Below are 18412 nucleotides of genomic sequence, written 5' to 3'. Positions count from 1 at the left end.
AGCCAGCAAGCATGGAAATTGCATTTTATCTGGCAGGTTTGATTGCGGTGGCCGCGACGATTCGCGTGATCACCCATACCAACCCTGTGCATGCGCTGCTGTATCTGATCGTCTCGTTATTGGCGATCTCGGCAGTCTTCTTCTCTCTCGGCGCCTACTTTGCCGCCGCATTGGAAATCATCGTTTATGCGGGCGCCATCATGGTGCTGTTCGTGTTCGTGGTGATGATGCTGAACCTCGGCAACGTGCAGCAGCAAGAGCGCGACTGGATGAAGCCGACGGTGTGGATCGGGCCTGGCCTGGTGTCACTGGCGCTGCTGGTGGTATTGATCGTTGCGATCCGCAGCGTATCCGATCAGGGCATCAGCGGTGAGATGGTTGACGCGAAGGCGGTGGGCATCAGCCTGTTCGGGCCTTACGTACTGGCGGTTGAGCTGGCTTCAATGCTGCTGTTGGCGGGTCTGGTTGTCGCCTTCCATATCGGCCGCGAGCACAAGCCTGGCGAGGTGCTGAGCAACGCGCCGGTGGGTGGCGAAATGGCGAGAAGAAAATCGGAGGAGCAAGCATGATCCCTCTTCAACACGGCCTGATCCTGGCGGCTATCCTGTTTGTGCTCGGGCTGACCGGGCTGCTGGTGCGCCGCAACCTGCTGTTTATGCTGATCAGCCTGGAAGTGATGATCAACGCTGCGGCGTTGGCGTTTATCGTGGCGGGAAGCTACTGGGGCCAGGCGGACGGGCAGGTGATGTACATCCTGGCGATCAGCCTGGCGGCAGCCGAGGCCAGTATCGGCCTGGCGCTGCTGCTGCAGCTCTACCGTCGTCGTCATACCCTGAATATTGATACTGTCAGTGAGATGCGCGGATGAACCTATTATATTTAACAATTCTGCTACCGCTGATCGGGTTCCTGCTGTTGGCATTTTCCCGCGGTCGCTGGTCTGAGAACACGGCGGCAACCGTCGGCGTGGGCTCTATCGGCCTGGCTGCGCTGGTCACGGTGTATGTGGCGATGGATTTCTTCGCCCAGAAAGCCGCCGGCGTGCAGCTGTTCGAGCAAAGCCTGTGGACCTGGATGGCCGTCGGCAACTTCAATATCGGCGTGACCCTGGTGCTGGACGGCCTGTCGCTGACCATGCTGTCGGTGGTCACCGGCGTCGGCTTCTTCATCCACATGTTCGCTTCCTGGTACATGCGCGGTGAAGAGGGCTATTCGCGCTTCTTCGCCTACACCAACCTGTTTATCGCCAGCATGGTGGTTCTGGTGCTGGCGGACAACCTGCTGCTGATGTATCTGGGTTGGGAAGGCGTGGGCCTGTGCAGCTACCTGTTGATCGGCTTCTACTACAAAGATCCGGCCAACGGCGCGGCGGCGATGAAAGCCTTTATCGTCACCCGCGTGGGCGACGTGTTCCTGGCGTTCGCGCTGTTCATCCTCTACAACGAGCTGGGCACGCTGAACATCCGCGAGCTGATGATCCTGGCGCCGCAGAAACTGGCGGTGGGCGATACGGCCATCACCTGGGCGACGCTGATGCTGCTGGGCGGCGCGGTCGGTAAATCGGCGCAGCTGCCGTTGCAAACCTGGCTGGCGGACGCGATGGCGGGCCCAACCCCGGTTTCCGCACTGATCCACGCGGCGACCATGGTGACCGCAGGCGTCTACCTGATCGCCCGCACGCACGGCCTGTTCCTGATGGCGCCGGAAGTGCTGCATCTGGTGGGCATCGTCGGTGCGGTCACTCTGCTGCTGGCCGGCTTCGCCGCGCTGGTGCAGACCGACATCAAGCGCGTGCTCGCTTACTCCACCATGAGCCAGATCGGTTACATGTTCCTGGCGCTGGGCGTGCAGGCATGGGACGCGGCGATCTTCCACCTGATGACCCACGCGTTCTTCAAGGCGCTGCTGTTCCTGTCGTCCGGTTCGGTGATCCTGGCCTGCCACCACGAGCAAAACATCTTCAAGATGGGCGGCCTGCGCAAGAGCATCCCGCTGGTGTACGTCTGCTTCCTGGTGGGCGGCGCGGCGCTGTCTGCGTTGCCGCTGGTCACGGCCGGCTTCTTCAGTAAGGACGAGATCCTGGCGGGCGCGATGGCCAACGGCCACATCAACCTGATGGTTGCCGGCCTGGTCGGTGCGTTCATGACCTCGCTGTACACCTTCCGTATGATTTTCATCGTGTTCCATGGCGAAGAGAAAATCAAAGCGCATGCCGGTAAAGGCATCACTCACCACCTGCCGCTGCTGGTTCTGCTGGTGCTGTCCACCTTCGTCGGCGCGATGATCGTGCCGCCGTTGCAGGGCGTGCTGCCGGAGACGACCGAGCTGGCGCACGGCAGCGTGCTACGGCTTGAAATCACCTCCGGCGTGGTGGCTATCGTCGGCATTCTGCTGGCGGCCGCGCTGTGGCTGGGCAAACGCAGCCTGGTCAACAGCATCGCCAACAGCGCACCGGGGCGTTTCTTCTCGACCTGGTGGTTCCATGCCTGGGGCTTCGACTGGCTGTATGACAAAGTATTCGTCAAGCCGTATCTGGGCATTGCGAAGCTGCTGCAACGCGATCCGCTGAACTCGCTGATGAACCTGCCGGCCGTCTTCTCCCGTTGGGGGAACCGCGGTCTGACGGTGAGCGAGAACGGCCAGGTGCGTTGGTATATAGCGTCTATGGGTGTGGGTGCAGTGGTCGTATTGGCTCTGTTGATTCTGGTTTAATTGAATAATTTAAACAGACGCATTTTTCGGGCGTAGCGCCGGGCAGGCGCTACGTACAAAGTTTGAAATTATTCGTATAAGGGACACAAAACGCCATGCTATTACCTTGGCTAATTCTTATCCCCTTTATCGGCGGTCTGCTGTGCTGGCAGCTTGAGCGCTTCGGTACTAAGGTGCCGCGCTGGATAGCGCTGATCGCAATGGGGCTGACGTTGGCGCTCTCTCTGCAGCTGTGGATGCAGGGCGGCTATACATTGACCACGCCGAAAGGCATTCCGCAGTGGCAGAGCGAATTCCTGCTGCCGTGGATCCCGCGCTTCGGCATCTCCATCCACCTGGCGCTGGACGGTCTGTCACTGCTGATGGTGGTGTTGACCGGTCTGCTGGGCGTGCTGGCAATCCTCTGTTCCTGGCGTGAAATCCAGAAGTATCAGGGCTTCTTCCACCTCAACCTGCTGTGGATCCTGGGCGGCGTTATCGGCGTGTTCCTCGCCATCGACATGTTCCTGTTCTTCTTCTTCTGGGAAATGATGTTGGTGCCGATGTACTTCCTGATCGCGCTGTGGGGCCACAAGGCGTCGGACGGTAAAACCCGCATCACCGCGGCGACCAAGTTCTTCATCTACACCCAGGCCAGCGGTCTGGTGATGCTGATTGCGATCCTGGGCCTGGTGTTCGTGCACTACAACGCCACCGGCGTGTGGACCTTCGATTACGAAGACCTGCTGCAAACGCCGATGTCCCACAACGTGCAATATCTGCTGATGCTGGGCTTCTTCATCGCCTTCGCGGTGAAAATGCCGGTGGTGCCGCTGCACGGCTGGTTGCCGGACGCGCACAGCCAGGCGCCGACCGCAGGTTCCGTCGACCTGGCGGGCATCTTGCTGAAAACCGCGGCCTACGGCCTGCTGCGTTTCAGCCTGCCGCTGTTCCCTGAGGCTTCACACGAGTTCGCCCCAATCGCCATGTGGCTGGGCGTGGTCGGTATCTTCTACGGCGCCTGGATGGCGTTCGCGCAGACCGACATCAAGCGTCTTATCGCTTACACCTCGGTCTCGCACATGGGCTTCGTGCTGATCGCCATCTACACCGGCAGCCAGCTGGCTTACCAGGGCGCCGTGATCCAGATGATCGCGCACGGTCTGTCCGCCGCCGGCATGTTTATCATCTGCGGCCAGCTGTATGAACGTCTGCACACCCGCGACATGCGTCAGATGGGCGGCCTGTGGGGGCGTATCAAGTTCATCCCTGCGCTGTCGCTGTTCTTCGCCGTGGCTACGCTGGGGATGCCGGGTACCGGTAACTTCGTCGGCGAATTCATGATTCTGTTCGGCAGCTACCAGGTGGTGCCGGTGATCACCGTGATCTCCACCTTCGGTCTGGTGTTCGCTTCGGTTTACTCGCTGATCATGATGCAGCGCGCTTACTACGGTGCGCCTAAGTCAGACCAGCCGCTGCAGGGCATGACCGCGCGCGAACTGTTCATCATTCTGCTGCTGGTGGTGTTGCTGGTTCTGCTGGGGGTTTACCCGCAGCCGATTCTGGATACTTCCAACGCGGCGATGAGCAACGTGCAACACTGGTTTGGTTCGTCAGTTTCAGCAATTTCAACAACAAGGCCGTAATTCGCCATGACAATAACTCCTCAACAACTGATCGCACTGCTGCCGCTGTTGATCGTCGGATTGACGGTGGTGGTTGTGATGCTAGGCATTGCGTGGCGACGCGACCACTTTATCAACGCCACCCTGACCGTGATCGGTCTCAACCTGGCGCTGCTTTCGCTGTACTTTGTCGGCCAGGCAGGCCCAATGGACGTCACCCCGCTGCTGCGGGTTGACGGCTACTCGATGTTCTACACCGGGCTGGTGCTGCTGGCGAGTCTGGCGACCTGCACCTTCGCGTATCCGTGGCTGGTCGGCTATCCGGATAACCGCGAAGAGTTCTACCTGCTGGTGCTGATCGCCGCCATGGGCGGCATCCTGCTGGCGAGCGCCAACCATCTGGCTTCGCTGTTCATCGGTATCGAGCTGATCTCGCTGCCGCTGTTCGGCCTGGTGGGCTACGCCTACCGCCAGAAGCGCCCGCTGGAAGCCGCCATCAAGTACATGCTGCTGTCCGCCGCCGCGTCGTCGTTCCTGCTGTTCGGCATGGCGCTGCTGTATGCCGAATCCGGCGATCTGTCGCTGGCCGGCCTCGGCAAGAGCCTGCAGGAAAACATGATGCACCAGCCGCTGATCCTGGCCGGCATGGGCATGATGATCGTCGGTCTGGGCTTCAAGCTGTCTCTGGTGCCGTTCCAACTGTGGACGCCTGACGTGTATCAGGGCGCGCCTGCGCCGGTCTCGACCTTCCTGGCGACCGCCAGCAAGATCGCGATCTTCGCGGTCGTGATGCGCTTGTTCCTGTATGCCCCGGCCGCCGACAACGAAGCGCTGCGCATGGTGCTGTCGATCATCGCGTTCTGCTCCATCTTGTTCGGTAACCTGATGGCCATCAGCCAGACCAACATCAAGCGTCTGCTGGGCTACTCGTCGATCGCTCACCTGGGCTACCTGCTGGTGGCGCTGATTGCGGTGCAAACCCATCAGCTGTCGCTGGAAACCGCCGGCGTTTATCTGGCCGGTTACCTGTTCAGCAGCCTGGGCGCCTTCGGCGTGGTCAGCCTGATGTCCAGCCCATACCGCGGCCCGGATGCGGATTCGCTGTTCTCTTACCGCGGTCTGTTCTGGCATAAGCCAATCTTGTCCGCGGTAATGACGGTGATGATGCTGTCGCTGGCCGGTATTCCGATGACGCTGGGCTTTATCGGTAAGTTCTTCGTGATCGCGATGGGCGTCAGCGCACACCTGTGGTGGCTGACCGGCGCAGTCGTGGTAGGCAGCGCCATCGGTCTGTACTACTACCTGCGCGTGACCGTCAGCCTGTTCCTCAGCGCGCCGGAATCGCTGCAGCGCGACACCCCGAACAACTGGGCGTTGACCGCCGGTGGCGTCGTGGTGCTGATCTCCGCCGCGCTGGTGCTGCTGTTGGGTGTTTATCCGCAGCCGCTGATTTCGCTGGTGCAGATGGCGCAGCCGACGTTCTGATAACGCTTCAGACAGTAAAAAGGTCGCTTCGGCGGCCTTTTTTATGGGCGAAACGGCACTCAGCCGTAATGGGCGCTAAACGACGTTTCCAGCGCCTGCACCACCGCGCGCACGCGGGCGGCGCGTTGCAAATCGGGATGCAGCACCAGCCAGATATCCACCCAGTCTTTGTTCTCCGGGAACAGGCGCACCAGTTCCGGGTCTTTATCCGCCAAAAAAGCGGAGAGCAGGCCGATGCCCAGTCCGCTGCGGGTGGCGGAACGCAGCAGCAGCTGCGAATTGCATTGCAGCACGACGTTGGGCTCGTGCAGGGCCTCGCCGCAGAAATTGTTCCAGTGGCGCGGCACCAGCTCGCGAGGGAACATCAGCAGATCGTGGCCGCGCAACTGCTCGCCCTTGACCGGCATGCCGCGCCGCGCCAAGTAGTGCTGAGTGGCATACAGGCCCATTTCGATGGTGGCTAACCGTTTGATGATCAGCTCATCGTCATCGGGACGGGCGCCGCGGATCGCCAGATCTGCGCCGTGGTAAGAAATATCGGCGATGTTGACCGCCGTCAGCAGCGTGACGGTGATGGCCGGATAGCGTTCCCGCAGATCTTGCAGCGCAGGCATCACGAAGGCTTCGGCCAGGGTATCGGTGGTGGCGATGCGCACGTTGCCGCACAGGCTTTCGTCACCGCTGGCGGCTTTACGGTTGATCGCCTGCACCGCATTTTCCATCTTCATCACGTCCGCCAGCATTTCCTCCCCCAGCGGGCTGAGGGCGAAGGATTTCGGCGTGCGGATAAACAGCTTGGAGCCGAGCGCATCTTCGAAAGCGGAGAGCCGTCGGCCGACGGTCGCCTGATCGACATGCAGCTGGCTGGCGGCTTTGCGTAGCGTGCCGCAGCGCGCAACGGCGAGAAAAAATCGGGCGTCGTCCCAGTTCATTGCGCACCTCCTCTGTACAGACTGGCGGGAGGGGGAAGGAAGCGGTGTGATGCGGTGTTTATTCTGGTGTGGAGACCGAAAAAAATGCTTCGTATCATCATTATTTATAATGTTTCAGGATATGTATAAATGCATCACCGTGAAGCGGTTTTGCACCTTTATTTTTGTCTGGTAATGCTTATTCTTATCGGCGCTTATGCTGCGACCCGACGCACATTTTACACCAAGGCCACCCTAATGCATAAGCAATACGAATAAGAGCCGGTTCCCGTTATTTCTGGGCGACCGCCAAGTGGGATCGACTCTGAATCAAGTTAGCTCACGATGATATGACTGGATATAAAAAAATGGAGTCTCACGCAGAGATGCTGTGCCCCCCCGTTGCGTTGGCGACGGAGGACGGAGTCAGAGTTACCGTGGCGCCAGGCGCCGAGAAGATGGAACGCAACAACGCCGATTTCATTATTCAAGGCCTTGCAGCGCGCGGCATTCAACATATCTTTTTGGTCCCTGGCAAACTGGTTTACCCGTTAATCACTTCTATTGACCGTTCCGAGATTGTCGGCATCGTCGGTGCCCATGAAACCGCATGCGGATTTATGGCCGATGGCTATGCCCGCGCCAGCCGAAAGTTTGGCGTCTGTTTGGGCATTTCAGGCCCCGGCACCATGAATTTCCTGCCGGCGATGGCCGCCGCGCAAGCCGATAAGATCCCCGTGCTGTACCTGGCCGGCAGCATCGCCACCTATCATGAGGCGCAGGGCGCTTTTCAGGACGGCAGCAACAGCGGCATCGATGAGCTGACCATCGTCAAACCGTTGCTTTGCGCCGCGATAGAAACGAAAAACAACCTGACCTTGCAGCATGAGCTGCGCCGCAGCCTCTCCAGCCTGAACCCACAGCGGAAAGGGCGCGCCTATCTGAGCGTGCCGGTCGACATGCAGAAGAAAACCGCGTTCGGCGATCGTCGCGACCAGCCTGAGCGAGTGCCGCAGCACCGTGAAGCGGCCGTGGATGTGCAAGCGGTGGAACAACTGCTGCATGATTATCTGCTGCGCGGCCTCAACGTCGCCTGCCTGGTGGGCAACCGGATGAACAATCCGCAGGATGCCGCGCTGTTGTTGCGGGTAGCGGAAAAATACCGCTTGCCTGTCGCCACGACGTTGTCCGGCAAGGGCGCGTTTCCCGAAGGGCACGCCCTGGCATTAGGGGTCTACGGTTTTGCCGGGCATGCCCGCGCGGTAGAAACCCTCAACGGTGAAGGCGTCGACGTGCTGCTGGTGCTGGGCTGCGATCTCAGCCAGCGCGACAGTCTGAACTGGAACCCGAGACTGCACGGCAATAAAACGCTGGTGGCGATCGACGAAGACTTCGACAAAGTGAGCTCGCATTACCAGCCGGATCTGCAGATATTTTCCAGCCTGAGCGGTACGTTGCACTGTTTGTTGGCCGCGGTTGGCGATGAGGACGCGCGGCTTGGCGACGCGGCTCACCTGCGTGACGCCTGGTTGGAAGGGGTTCGCGCACTGCCGCTGGAACAGCCGCAGCCGACGTTGCAGGCGCGCATCGCCCAGGGCGAAAGCCGGCTGTATCCCGGCGATGCGATTAAACACATTCGCAGCCGCATGAACCCGGATACCAACGTCGTGGTCGATTCGGGCGCACACCGCATTTTCATGGCGCATCACTGGCTGGCGGCCGGGCGGGGGGATTATCACACCTCCAGCTCCCTGGCGCCGATGGGGTGGGCCATTTGCGCGGGCATCGGCATCAAGCTGGCGGCACCGCAGCGGGATTGCCTCGTGGTGACCGGCGACGGTTGCATGCTGATGCACGGCATCGAAATTCAGACCGCCGCGCGTTATGGCGTGAAGGTGGTGTTCGTGGTGATGAACAACAGCGCGCACGGCGCCATGCACATCGACACGCTGCAAAATCGCGGCATTTCCGCCGACTATACCGCCTTGCCCAACCATGACTGGAAAGCGTTTGCCAACAGCCTGGGGGTCGCTTCCGCGAAAGTGGAGACGCTGGAGGATCTGGACGAGGCCCTCGGCGCCGCAGCGAAACATCCGGGGCCGTACCTCATCGAAGTGATGGTGGGCAACTTTGCGGCGCCTAACCGCTACTACGCCGAGAGCATCGCAGAATACGAGCAGCGCATCAAAGGACTGTAGCACAACGCTGTTTTTTCAACTCGCCAGGTTCACCGCGCGCGGCGCCTGGCATTTTTACTCGCGGCAGTCAGGGAGCGATAAGATGGTTAAGTGGGGCATTTTGGCATTGTTGGCAGTATTTCAGGGGCCGGTTCAGGCTGCCGAGGGGCATGGCGAAGGCATCGTCAAAACGACGTTGCTCAAGACCGACAGCGCATGGGAGGGCTCGGCATATCGTCAGTATCCCGCCGGCGCGCCGCAGATCACCATGCTGAAGGTGACGGTAGAGCCGAACAAGGTACTGGCCTGGCATACGCATCCTTGCATCAGCGCAGTGTACATGAGCGGCGGCAGCGTTTCGCTCACCGTCAGGAAAACCGGTGAACGCCGCACGTTCCGGCAGGGGGATTCGTTTACCGATACCGTGGATATCGTGCATCAGGGCGTTTCCGGCGAGCAAGGCGCCGAAATGCTGGTGTTCTTCGCTTGCGCGGACGATAAACCGTTGACGGTGAAAGCCGCCGGGTAGTGTTGATACGGCCCTGACCAAAGGCCGTTAATAAGAGAAGATCATGGTAGCTTTGTGGATGGTCGTCGCCAGCGGATTCTTTGCGCTGATGGGTGCTTGCATCAAGTTGGCGTCGACGACGGTCGGATTTTTCGACATCATTTTTTATCGTTCTCTCATCAATGTGCTGATCGTCGCGGCGCTGATCAAGATCCAGCGCCTCGGTTTTCGCACCCGTCATCTCGGATTGCATATGAAGCGGGCGGCGATAGGCAATGCGGCGATGTACTGCGGCTTTTATTCGCTGATACATCTGCCGATCGCCACCGCCACCACGTTGGGTTACACCAACCCCCTCTTTCAGTCGGCGATCGCGTTCATCACGACCCGAGGGCAGCTGACCGGTCGGCTGTTGTTTTCCGTGCTGTTGGGCTTTACCGGCATTTTGGTCTTGCTGCGCCCCGACGCCCCCAACGGGGAGTACGTTGCCACGCTGGTCGGGCTGGCGGCCGGTCTGTTGACCGCGCTGGCTTACTTTAACGTCGGCAAGCTGGTGCGGCGCGGTGAGCCGGAACTGCGCGTGGTGTTCTATTTCTCGCTGATGGGAACGCTGGTTGGCGGCCTGATGACTGCGTTGCTGGGCTTTTCCTTGCTGGACGGCGCAATGCTGCTGTGCGTCTGCGCCATTGGCGTCTTCGGCAGTCTGGGGCAGATCGCCATGACTCGCGCCTACGGGGGCGGCAATGCGGTGATTGTCAGCATTCTCTCTTACAGCACCATTATTTTCTCTACGCTGCTTGGCTATCTGATATTTGGCGAGCAGCTGTCTTATATCGCCGCCGCCGGTATGGCGCTGATCGTGTTGTCCGGCGCGTTGGCGGTGCGCAAGCGTGCTTCGGCCAAGTCCGAGCAGGCGGCGGTGGCATAACGTGATAAGGAACGAAACAATGAACATGCGTCCGGTTGGCGTCATGGCGATGGCGGTCGTGTTTGGCATAGTGGCGACGCTGACGATGGATGGGGTGAACAGTGTCGCCTCCAGCGTCGGTCTCATCGGCAAGCTCAACCTGGCCTTCATCGGCAAACTGATGAATCAATGGCTGCAGGGGCAATTTTGGTTTTTGCGGCCTGGCGACATTCCCGATGTGCCAGAGGCTCTGATGATGGGCTACGGCGCGCACTATTTTGCCGGCATTAGCCTGGCGATCCCGTTCTATTGCCTGATCTGCCCGCACGTTAAGTCGGGGGGCGGCCTGCTCGTCGGGGCGCTGACGTATGGCCTGGCCTGTTCGCTGATCTCGCTGTGCTTCATTTATCCCTCGGTGGGGTTGGGGCTTTGGGGAATGGCCGGCAAAAATCCGGCTTTGCTGATCGCCAGCCTGGCCAACCATGCAGTGTATGGCGTGGCATTGGGCGGTTGCGCCATCGCTTGGCGGCGTCGCATGCTGCAGAAATGCATGCCTGACGCTGCGATGCTGCATTAATGAATCACGATGATGCATTCTTGGCTATTTTGGGCGTGATAGCCCAACGCTATGATAAGCGCGCTTCCTGAAGCCGCGTGGCATGCGGGAAGACGCATTTATTTAGGGCGAATGCCTGATCGATTCGGGAGTTGAACATGTCAGAAAGTATCGCCGTTGAAGAAACGGCTAAAGCGAAGGCGGGTACATCGCATTTCGCTATCTTGCTGTTTCTGGCGTTGGCATTGATGTCAGCGCTGTTGAACAGCAGCGCGCCGACGCCGCTTTATCCGCTTTATCAACATGAGCTGGCGTTGAGCTCGGTCAGCCTGACGATCATCTACGGCGCTTATGCCGCCGGCGTGCTGATTTCGCTGTTCGGCGTAGGCAATATGGCGGGGAAAGTAAAAGACCTGCGCAGCATGATCGTGCCGGCGCTGTTGGTGGTGTTGCTTGGCGCGCTGCTGTTTTCGGTGGCGTCGTCGTTCTTCATGATGTTTATGGCACGGCTGCTGGCCGGCGTCGGCACCGGCGCCCTGACCGGTGCGGCGAATATCGCGTTGGTGCGTTTCGGGCCGCAGGACGGCGGAAAAAATGCGGCGTTGATCGCGACGCTGTCCTTTACCACCGGATTGGCCCTGGGCCCGATCTTTAGCGGCGTCGCACTGCAAACCGGTTTTCATACCACGTCATTGCCGTTCATCATCATCATGGCCATTGCCGCCGTCGCCGCACTGGGCGTGATGCTGCGCTGGCCGCGAGAGGCGGTGGCGGCGCAGGCCGATAGCGCAGCGGCGGATAATGCGCCGGTGGCGAAAAGCTCTCTGGCGGATGGCCTGCGCGCGACCGGCGGTAAATTCTTCCTGTGCGCCGGGGCGTTGTTCATTTGTTGGGCGGTTGCCGCCAGCATTCTGGCGATAGGGCCGAGCGTCGCCGAAAAACTGTTGGATATGCAGAGCCGTGGCGTCTTTGGTTATGTGGTCGCCGTCTATCTGGTGATTGCCGGCATCAGCCAGATTTTGAGTCGTCGCATCAACGCCCGCCATTCGCTGATGTTCGGCTGCCTGGCTCAGGCTTTGTCGGTCGGGGTGTTCGCCGTGGCGATTCAGATCCATTCGCTGGCGCTGGCCGCCGCAGGCATGGTGATCGCCGGTTACGCCTATGGCGCGATCTTCGTCGGCAGCGCCACGCTGGTGAATCTGATTTCACCGAAAGCCAGCCATGCGCGTTTGATCTCCCTGTTCTACGTGATTGCGTATATCGCTAACTGGGTGCCGATCCTGTTGGGCGTTGTGATCGACCACGCCGATTTGCATTTGGCGACCCACTTGTTATTCCTGAGCAGCGCCGTGATTTGTTTGATGTTGAGCGTCATGGTAACGCGTGCGGGTTTCCCACGTTGAAACCGGCGTTCGGGAGGGGGGCGACAGGCGTCGCATGTAGGCATTTCATTTGAGATCGTGATTTCCCTGGTGTTGTGTTATTCCAGCGTGCTCGTCACGCTGGCTTTTTTTGTGATATGTATTGCTTTTTTGATATTTACATTTCCTTATTTGCATTTTTTTCGTGATTTTAGTCACGAAAAAATCACTCGCTTCGGGTAAACTGCGCGCTTTATTTTTGCCGCGGGTCACTTTATGAACGTTCTTTTCGCCATTGCCGTTACTACCGGGATCCTCTCCGGCGTTTGGGGCTGGGTTGCCGTCAGCCTGGGGCTGATCGGTTGGGCCGGTTTTCTCGGCTGCACGGCGTATTTCGCCTGCCCGCAGGGCGGGCTGAAAGGGCTGTTGATCGGCGCGTTGACCTGCTGCAGCGGCGTCTTCTGGGCAATGGCGATCATCCACGGCAGCGAACTGGCGCCGCAGTGGAATCTGCTGGGGTATCTGCTGACCGGCGTCGTGGCGTTCCTGATGTGTATTCAGGCCAAACAGCAGTGGCTGGGGTTCGTGCCCGGCACCTTTATCGGCGCCTGTGCGACCTTCGCCGGCGGCGGCGATTGGCCGCTGGTGACGCTTTCCCTGCTGGTGGGCCTGCTATTCGGCTATGCGATGAAAAACAGCGGTCTGTGGTGGGCGGCACGCAGCGAAAAAGCCCACGCTACGCCGCCGATTGGCCCGAATGCCGGCTCAAACGGTGCTGCCGAGTGAGAGACGGCAGTTCACCACCAGCGTTTGGTTACCCGGCGTTTGGGTTACGCCGGCCCATTGTGCGATGTCCTGTCGCGTAACGCGGAGGTGTTTCATTCGGTGGCCTTCACGGGCGGTGCGGCAAGGGGGATAGCGGCATGTTAACCCATCGATTTAGCGATAACAATGAATGTACTTCTATTGAAAATAGCCGTTTTTCAATCGGATAGATAAGTTTTACCCGCTGGCTGCCTGCGTGAGATCACGTTAAGGGTAACAGGGTTTCGTAACATGATTTTCAGTGATTTCCATCACGTTTTTACCGGTAACAATCGGCTGAGATAGAAGCCTGTCCGATTGGAGGCCTGATGGCCGGGAATCACTATGAACAATCTGTTTTCACTGGATAACAAGACCGTCTTGATCACCGGCGCCTCGCGCGGCATCGGTTTTCTGCTGGCACGCGGCCTGGCGCAGCAAGGCGCGCATATTCTGGTCAACGCCACCACCGAAGAGCATGCCCGGCACGCCGCCGAACGTTTGCGCGAAGAGGGGCTGCGCGCCGAGGCGGCGGCGTTCGATGTCACCGATTCCCAGGCGGTGCATGCCGCCATCGACCGTATCGAAGCTGACATCGGCGCGATAGACGTTTTGATCAACAACGCCGGCATCCAGCGCCGTCACCCGTTCACCGAGTTTCCGGAGCAAGACTGGGACGACATCATTGCCGTCAACCAGAAGGCGGTCTTCATCGTGTCGCAGACCGTGGCGCGTTACATGGTGCCGCGCCGGCGCGGCAAGATAGTCAACATCGGCTCGATGCAAAGTGAGCTGGGCCGCGACACCATCACCCCTTATGCGGCGTCCAAAGGGGCGGTGAAAATGCTCACGCGCGGCATGTGCGTGGAGCTGGCGCGCTACAACATTCAGGTCAACGGCATTGCCCCCGGCTACTTCAAAACCGAGATGACGCAGGCGCTGGCCGACGATCCGGCCTTCACCGCCTGGCTGACCCAACGCACGCCCGCCGCGCGCTGGGGCGATCCGCAGGAGCTGATCGGCGCGGCGGTGTTCCTGGCTGCCGACGCCTCCGCCTTCGTCAACGGGCAACTGCTGTTTGTCGATGGCGGCATGTCGGCGGCGGTGTAATCTTTTTCCGTGGAGTCTTGCGATGAAAATTCAAACTCAGTCCTGTGTGGTCAACGGCAAGCGAGACGTGGCGGTGATCGCGCAAGAAGTGGATTATCGAGGGCAGGGAACGCTGGTGAAAATCAGCCGCGGCGGCATCTGCGGCTCGGATCTGCATTACTTCCAGGAAGGCAAGGTCGGCAATTTTCAGGTGCGTCAGCCGATGGTGCTGGGCCATGAGGTGATTGGTGAGGTGGTCGCCAGCGATTCGCCGCAGTTGCCGGCCGGGCAGAAGGTGGCGCTCAATCCCAGCAAACCCTGCGGGCAGTGCAAATACTGTCTGGAGCAGCAAAGCAATCAATGCGTCGAGATGCGCTTTTTCGGCAGCGCGATGTATTTTCCGCACGTCGACGGCGCTTTTACCCAATACAAAGTGGTGGATAGCGCGCAGTGTATTCCTTACGCCGCCGATCGCGACGACAGGGTGATGGTGTTCGCCGAACCGCTGGCGGTGGCTGTCCACGCGGCTAAGCAGCCCGGCGATGTGGCGGGGAAAAAGATCTTCGTGTCCGGCGTCGGCCCGATCGGCTGTCTGCTGGTGGCGGCGCTGAAAGCGCTGGGCGCCGCCGAGATTGTCTGCGCCGATCTCAGTCCGCGCTGCCTGGCGATCGCCAGCCAAATGGGGGCCAATCGGTGCCTGCATGCCGCGGACGACGATTTTAGCGACTATCAGCAGGACAAGGGCTATTTCGATGTCGCTTTCGAAGTGGCGGGACATCCGCTGTCGCTGCAGCGCTGTCTGGAGATCACCCGCGCCAAAGGCACCGTGGTGCAGGTAGGCATGGGCGGCGGTTTCCCTGATTTCCCGCTGATGTTGTTGATCGCCAAAGAGTTGAACCTGCTCGGATCGTTTCGCTTCGTGGCGGAATTCGCGCTGGCGGTGGCCTGGCTGGCCGGCGATGTGGTCGATCCGCTGCCGCTGTTGTCGGCGGAATTCGCCGGGGACCAACTGGCGCAGGCGCTGGAGTTTGCCGGCGACAAGCGCCAGGCCGCCAAGGTGCAATTGGTGTTTTAGGGTAAAAGTCCGATGGCAGCAGGCGACGATCCTTGTCTATAGTGTAGGAACGCTTAATTTTTCAACCACGGAGATCTCACTATGGCAAGACATTCGGATGCTGAGCAAACTACGCTGGATGACGATCTGAGAATGCTGACCGAGACGCTGGAAGAAGTGTTGCAATACACCGGCGATCGCGCGGATCAGGCCTACATTGACATCAAGTCGCACGCCGAGCAGGCGCTGAGTGAGGTCAAGGCGCGCTGGGCGAACACCGGCGAATCCTACTATGCGCGCGCCAAAGAAGCGGTGCACCGCACCGACGACTACGTGCGGGATAAACCCTGGCACAGCGTAGGCATCGGTGCCACCGTCGGGCTGGTGCTGGGGCTGCTGCTGGCCCGCAAATAAATCATGTCATCGGGGCGGCGCAGGCCGCCTCGTGCTTTTGTGCAGACTGTGTCGTTCATCCCGCCGTTTCCCGATCGCTTTCCCTTATCCCGCCTATACTTCCCGCTGGCCGCCGTTGGAGCGCCTTTATCTCCCTTGTTTTTGTATGGACGGATTGAGCCGGCGTCGCCGCAAGTGTAAAGTGTTTGTGTTTTAATTGTTTGTTTTTTGTTCTAAATCAAACAATTATCTGGTGTAAACACCCAGGGATATACGGCGTTCTTGCGCTGGCGCAAAAGCCGTGAAAATAACACCTCATATAATACAGAACGTAACTACAGGCGCGGCGTCCGTCGGCTGCGCCGGGGACGATCTCTGCTAACTGACTTGTGAGCGAACTATGTCGACAAGTGTTTTTAATCGCCGGTGGGCGGCTGTGCTGCTCGAGGCGCTGGCCCGCCATGGGGTGCGGCATGTTTGTATCGCTCCGGGATCGCGCTCCACGCCGCTGACGCTGGCCGCTGCGGCCAACCGATCGTTTATCTGCCATACCCATTTTGATGAGCGCGGGCTCGGCCATTTGGCGCTCGGGCTGGCGAAGGCGGCGCGTGAGCCGGTGGCGGTGATCGTTACGTCCGGCACCGCGGCGGCGAACCTTTATCCCGCGTTGATCGAAGCCGGCCTGACCGGTGAACGGCTGGTGTTTCTCACCGCCGATCGGCCGCCGGAACTGATCGACTGCGGCGCCAATCAGGCGATCCGTCAAAACGGCCTCTACAGCAGCCACCCGACGTTGGCGATCGATCTGCCGCGTCCTACGCCGGATATTCCGGCCGCGTGGCTGGCCTCCTGCGTCGACAGCGCGATGGCGCGCCTGCAGCATGGCGCTTTGCATATCAACTGCCCGTTCGCCGAACCGCTGTACGGCGGCGATGAGCGTCACTATGCCGATTGGTCCGCCGCGCTGGGCGACTGGTGGCAGAGCGATCGTCCGTGGCTGCAGGAAAGCGAGACGCGTGCGGCGCCATTGCCACAACCGGACTGGTTCTCCTGGCGGCAAAAGCGCGGCGTGGTGCTGGCCGGTCGCATGAGCGCACAAGAGGGCGCGCGGCTGGCCGACTGGGCCGAAACGCTGGGCTGGCCGCTGATCGGCGATGTGCTGTCGCAGACCGGGCAACCGCTGCCCTGCGCCGATTTGTGGCTCGCGCATCCGCAGGCGCAGCGCGTACTGCAAGATGCGCAGCTGGTGGTGCAGTTCGGCGGCAGCCTGACCGGCAAACGCCTGCTGCAATGGCAGGCGCAGTGTCAGCCGGAAGAATATTGGATTATCGACGAGCTGCCGGGGCGGCTCGATCCGGCCCAACACCGGGGGCGGCGCCTGCGCGCCGGCGTGGCGCAGTGGTTGGCACAGCATCCGGCGCAACCGCGCGCGCCGTGGGCCGCCGGGCTGGCGGCGCTGGCGGATAAAGCGCTGACGGCGGCGTCCACGCATCTGCACGATAACTTTGGCGAAGCGCAGCTGGCGCACCGCCTGCCGGAACTGCTGCCGGAGAACGGCCAGCTGTTTCTCGGCAACAGCCTGGTGGTGCGACTGATCGACGCGTTAACGACGCTGCCTGTCGCTTACCCGGTATTCAGCAACCGCGGCGCCAGCGGCATCGACGGTCTGATTTCCACCGCCGCCGGCGTACAGCGCGCCACCGCCAGGCCGACGTTGGCGGTGGTGGGCGACCTTTCCGCTCTGTATGACCTCAATGCGCTGGCGCTGCTGCGCCACTGTTCGGCGCCGACGGTGCTGATCGTCGTCAATAACAACGGCGGCCAAATTTTCTCGTTGTTGCCGACGCCGGAAGAGGAGCGCCAACGCTTTTACTGCATGCCGCAGAACGTCGAGTTCAGCCACGCGGCGGCGATGTTCCAGCTTGGTTACGCGCGGCCGGAAAACTGGCGCCAACTGCAACAGGCGGTTGAGCAAGGCTGGCGGCGCGGCGGCGCCACGCTGATAGAACTGCAGGTGTCGCCGAGCGCAGGGGCCGAGAGTCTGCAATTCCTGGTGCAACAGATGGCGGTGCAATGATGCTGGCGACGCGAATTTTGCAACAGGGCGAAGCGGGGCGTCCGTGGCTGGTATGGCTGCACGGCCTGCTGGGCAACAACAATGAATGGCGGGTGATCGCCGCGCGTTGCCCGGAATGGCCGTCGCTGGCCATCGATCTGCCCGGCCACGGCGATTCCGTGGCGGTGAGCTGCCGCGGCTTTGACGACATCAGCACGCAAATCGCCGCGACCCTGCAACTGCGCAATATTGAACGTTATTGGCTGGTGGGCTACTCGCTCGGCGGGCGCATCGCCATGTATCACGCTTGCCACGGCCGCCACGACGGCCTGCAAGGCGTGATCGTCGAGGGCGGCAATCCGGGGCTTGAGGACGAACAACAGCGCCGCGATCGTTGCGAGCAGGATGCGCGATGGGCGGCGCGTTTTCGCAGTGAGCCGATTGCCGAAGTCCTGGCGGACTGGTATCAGCAACCGGTGTTCAAAGAGCTTAGCCATGTGCACCGCCAGGCGCTGATCGCCGCGCGCTCGGTCAACAGCGGCCCGGCGATTGCCGACATGCTCGAAGCCACATCGCTCGGGCGGCAGCCTTATCTGGCGCCGCAGCTGCGCCAACTGACCGTGCCGCTGCGGGTGCTGTACGGTGAGAACGACCCCAAATTTCAACGGCTGGCGCGCGACGCCGGGTTGCCGTTGCGCATCGTGCCGCAGGCCGGCCACAACGCGCATCTGGCCAATCCGCAGGATTTCGTCGCCGAGCTGCAGACCTTTCTCGTTAACCCTGGTTAAAGGAACC

The 18412-nt window shown here is 60.5% G+C and carries 17 protein-coding genes; 16 read left to right on the top strand and 1 reads right to left on the bottom strand.

The genetic code is table 11. From position 1 onward, the window contains the following. Positions 1–11 precede the first annotated feature (11 nt). From nuoJ to nuoN, 5 genes are all read left to right on the top strand, one after another. Positions 12–569: an NADH-quinone oxidoreductase subunit J gene (gene nuoJ, locus ACJ8PN_RS19935; protein WP_442535172.1), complete on the top strand. Its 558-nt coding sequence runs from the start codon at positions 12–14 to the stop codon at positions 567–569. Continuing rightward, complete coding sequence (nuoK, locus tag ACJ8PN_RS19930; protein ID WP_004936014.1) at positions 566–868, top strand: NADH-quinone oxidoreductase subunit NuoK; 303 nt, start codon at positions 566–568, stop codon at positions 866–868. Before nuoJ ends, nuoK begins: the two co-directional genes overlap by 4 nt. Further along, entirely contained in the window at positions 865–2712 is a 1848-nt protein-coding gene (nuoL, locus tag ACJ8PN_RS19925) for an NADH-quinone oxidoreductase subunit L (protein WP_004936005.1), read from the top strand. Before nuoK ends, nuoL begins: the two co-directional genes overlap by 4 nt. 95 nt (positions 2713–2807) lie before the next feature. Further along, positions 2808–4337 carry an NADH-quinone oxidoreductase subunit M gene (gene nuoM, locus ACJ8PN_RS19920; RefSeq protein WP_004936002.1) on the top strand — a complete coding sequence of 510 codons (1530 nt, stop codon included), beginning with the start codon at positions 2808–2810 and terminating at the stop codon, positions 4335–4337. A 6-nt stretch (positions 4338–4343) separates the two neighbouring features. After that, a complete protein-coding gene (nuoN, locus tag ACJ8PN_RS19915) occupies positions 4344–5801 on the top strand; it encodes an NADH-quinone oxidoreductase subunit NuoN (protein WP_033635324.1) in 1458 nt (485 codons plus the stop codon). A 59-nt stretch (positions 5802–5860) separates the two neighbouring features. Here the strand turns inward: nuoN and ACJ8PN_RS19910 are convergent, their stop codons facing one another. Further along, on the bottom strand, positions 5861–6733 hold the full coding sequence (locus ACJ8PN_RS19910) for a LysR family transcriptional regulator (RefSeq protein WP_004935995.1): 873 nt from the start codon (positions 6731–6733) through the stop codon (positions 5861–5863). A gap of 347 nt (positions 6734–7080) precedes the next feature. Between ACJ8PN_RS19910 and ACJ8PN_RS19905 the strand changes: the two genes are divergently transcribed. The 11 genes from ACJ8PN_RS19905 (at position 7081) to menH (ending at position 18405) form a co-directional block, all read left to right on the top strand. Continuing rightward, a complete protein-coding gene (locus ACJ8PN_RS19905; protein ID WP_442535171.1) occupies positions 7081–8910 on the top strand; it encodes a thiamine pyrophosphate-binding protein in 1830 nt (609 codons plus the stop codon). A gap of 82 nt (positions 8911–8992) precedes the next feature. Next, entirely contained in the window at positions 8993–9418 is a 426-nt protein-coding gene (locus ACJ8PN_RS19900; protein WP_004935988.1) for a cupin domain-containing protein, read from the top strand. 43 nt (positions 9419–9461) lie between these two features. Then, complete coding sequence (locus tag ACJ8PN_RS19895) at positions 9462–10325, top strand: DMT family transporter (protein WP_171454443.1); 864 nt, start codon at positions 9462–9464, stop codon at positions 10323–10325. Positions 10326–10344: 19 nt separating this feature from the next. After that, positions 10345–10881 carry a DUF2938 family protein gene (locus ACJ8PN_RS19890; protein WP_442535170.1) on the top strand — a complete coding sequence of 179 codons (537 nt, stop codon included), beginning with the start codon at positions 10345–10347 and terminating at the stop codon, positions 10879–10881. A gap of 137 nt (positions 10882–11018) precedes the next feature. Then, positions 11019–12263 (top strand): MFS transporter, encoded by a 1245-nt coding sequence (locus ACJ8PN_RS19885; protein WP_004935980.1) that lies wholly within the window; start codon positions 11019–11021, stop codon positions 12261–12263. Positions 12264–12497: 234 nt separating this feature from the next. After that, on the top strand, positions 12498–13007 hold the full coding sequence (locus ACJ8PN_RS19880; protein WP_171454441.1) for a DUF1097 domain-containing protein: 510 nt from the start codon (positions 12498–12500) through the stop codon (positions 13005–13007). A 363-nt stretch (positions 13008–13370) separates the two neighbouring features. Beyond that, the gene (gene idnO, locus ACJ8PN_RS19875; RefSeq protein ID WP_033632515.1) at positions 13371–14135 is read left to right on the top strand and encodes a gluconate 5-dehydrogenase; all 765 of its coding nucleotides are present in this window, start codon (positions 13371–13373) and stop codon (positions 14133–14135) included. A gap of 22 nt (positions 14136–14157) precedes the next feature. Then, the gene (idnD, locus tag ACJ8PN_RS19870; RefSeq protein ID WP_135638395.1) at positions 14158–15189 is read left to right on the top strand and encodes an L-idonate 5-dehydrogenase; all 1032 of its coding nucleotides are present in this window, start codon (positions 14158–14160) and stop codon (positions 15187–15189) included. A gap of 81 nt (positions 15190–15270) precedes the next feature. Further along, positions 15271–15582: a stress response protein ElaB gene (gene elaB / locus ACJ8PN_RS19865; protein WP_004935964.1), complete on the top strand. Its 312-nt coding sequence runs from the start codon at positions 15271–15273 to the stop codon at positions 15580–15582. Between the two features lie 379 nt (positions 15583–15961). Continuing rightward, on the top strand, positions 15962–17638 hold the full coding sequence (gene menD / locus ACJ8PN_RS19860) for a 2-succinyl-5-enolpyruvyl-6-hydroxy-3-cyclohexene-1-carboxylic-acid synthase (protein ID WP_171454439.1): 1677 nt from the start codon (positions 15962–15964) through the stop codon (positions 17636–17638). After that, entirely contained in the window at positions 17635–18405 is a 771-nt protein-coding gene (gene menH / locus ACJ8PN_RS19855; protein WP_351109442.1) for a 2-succinyl-6-hydroxy-2,4-cyclohexadiene-1-carboxylate synthase, read from the top strand. Before menD ends, menH begins: the two co-directional genes overlap by 4 nt. Positions 18406–18412: the final 7 nt, after the last annotated feature.

The sequence above is a fragment of the Serratia sp. CY76391 genome (genome assembly GCF_052166695.1).
Classification (GTDB): Bacteria; Pseudomonadota; Gammaproteobacteria; order Enterobacterales; family Enterobacteriaceae; genus Serratia; species Serratia nematodiphila.
Note: the sequence above shows the minus strand (reverse complement) of the source record. Positions and strands in the feature narration are given on the sequence as shown.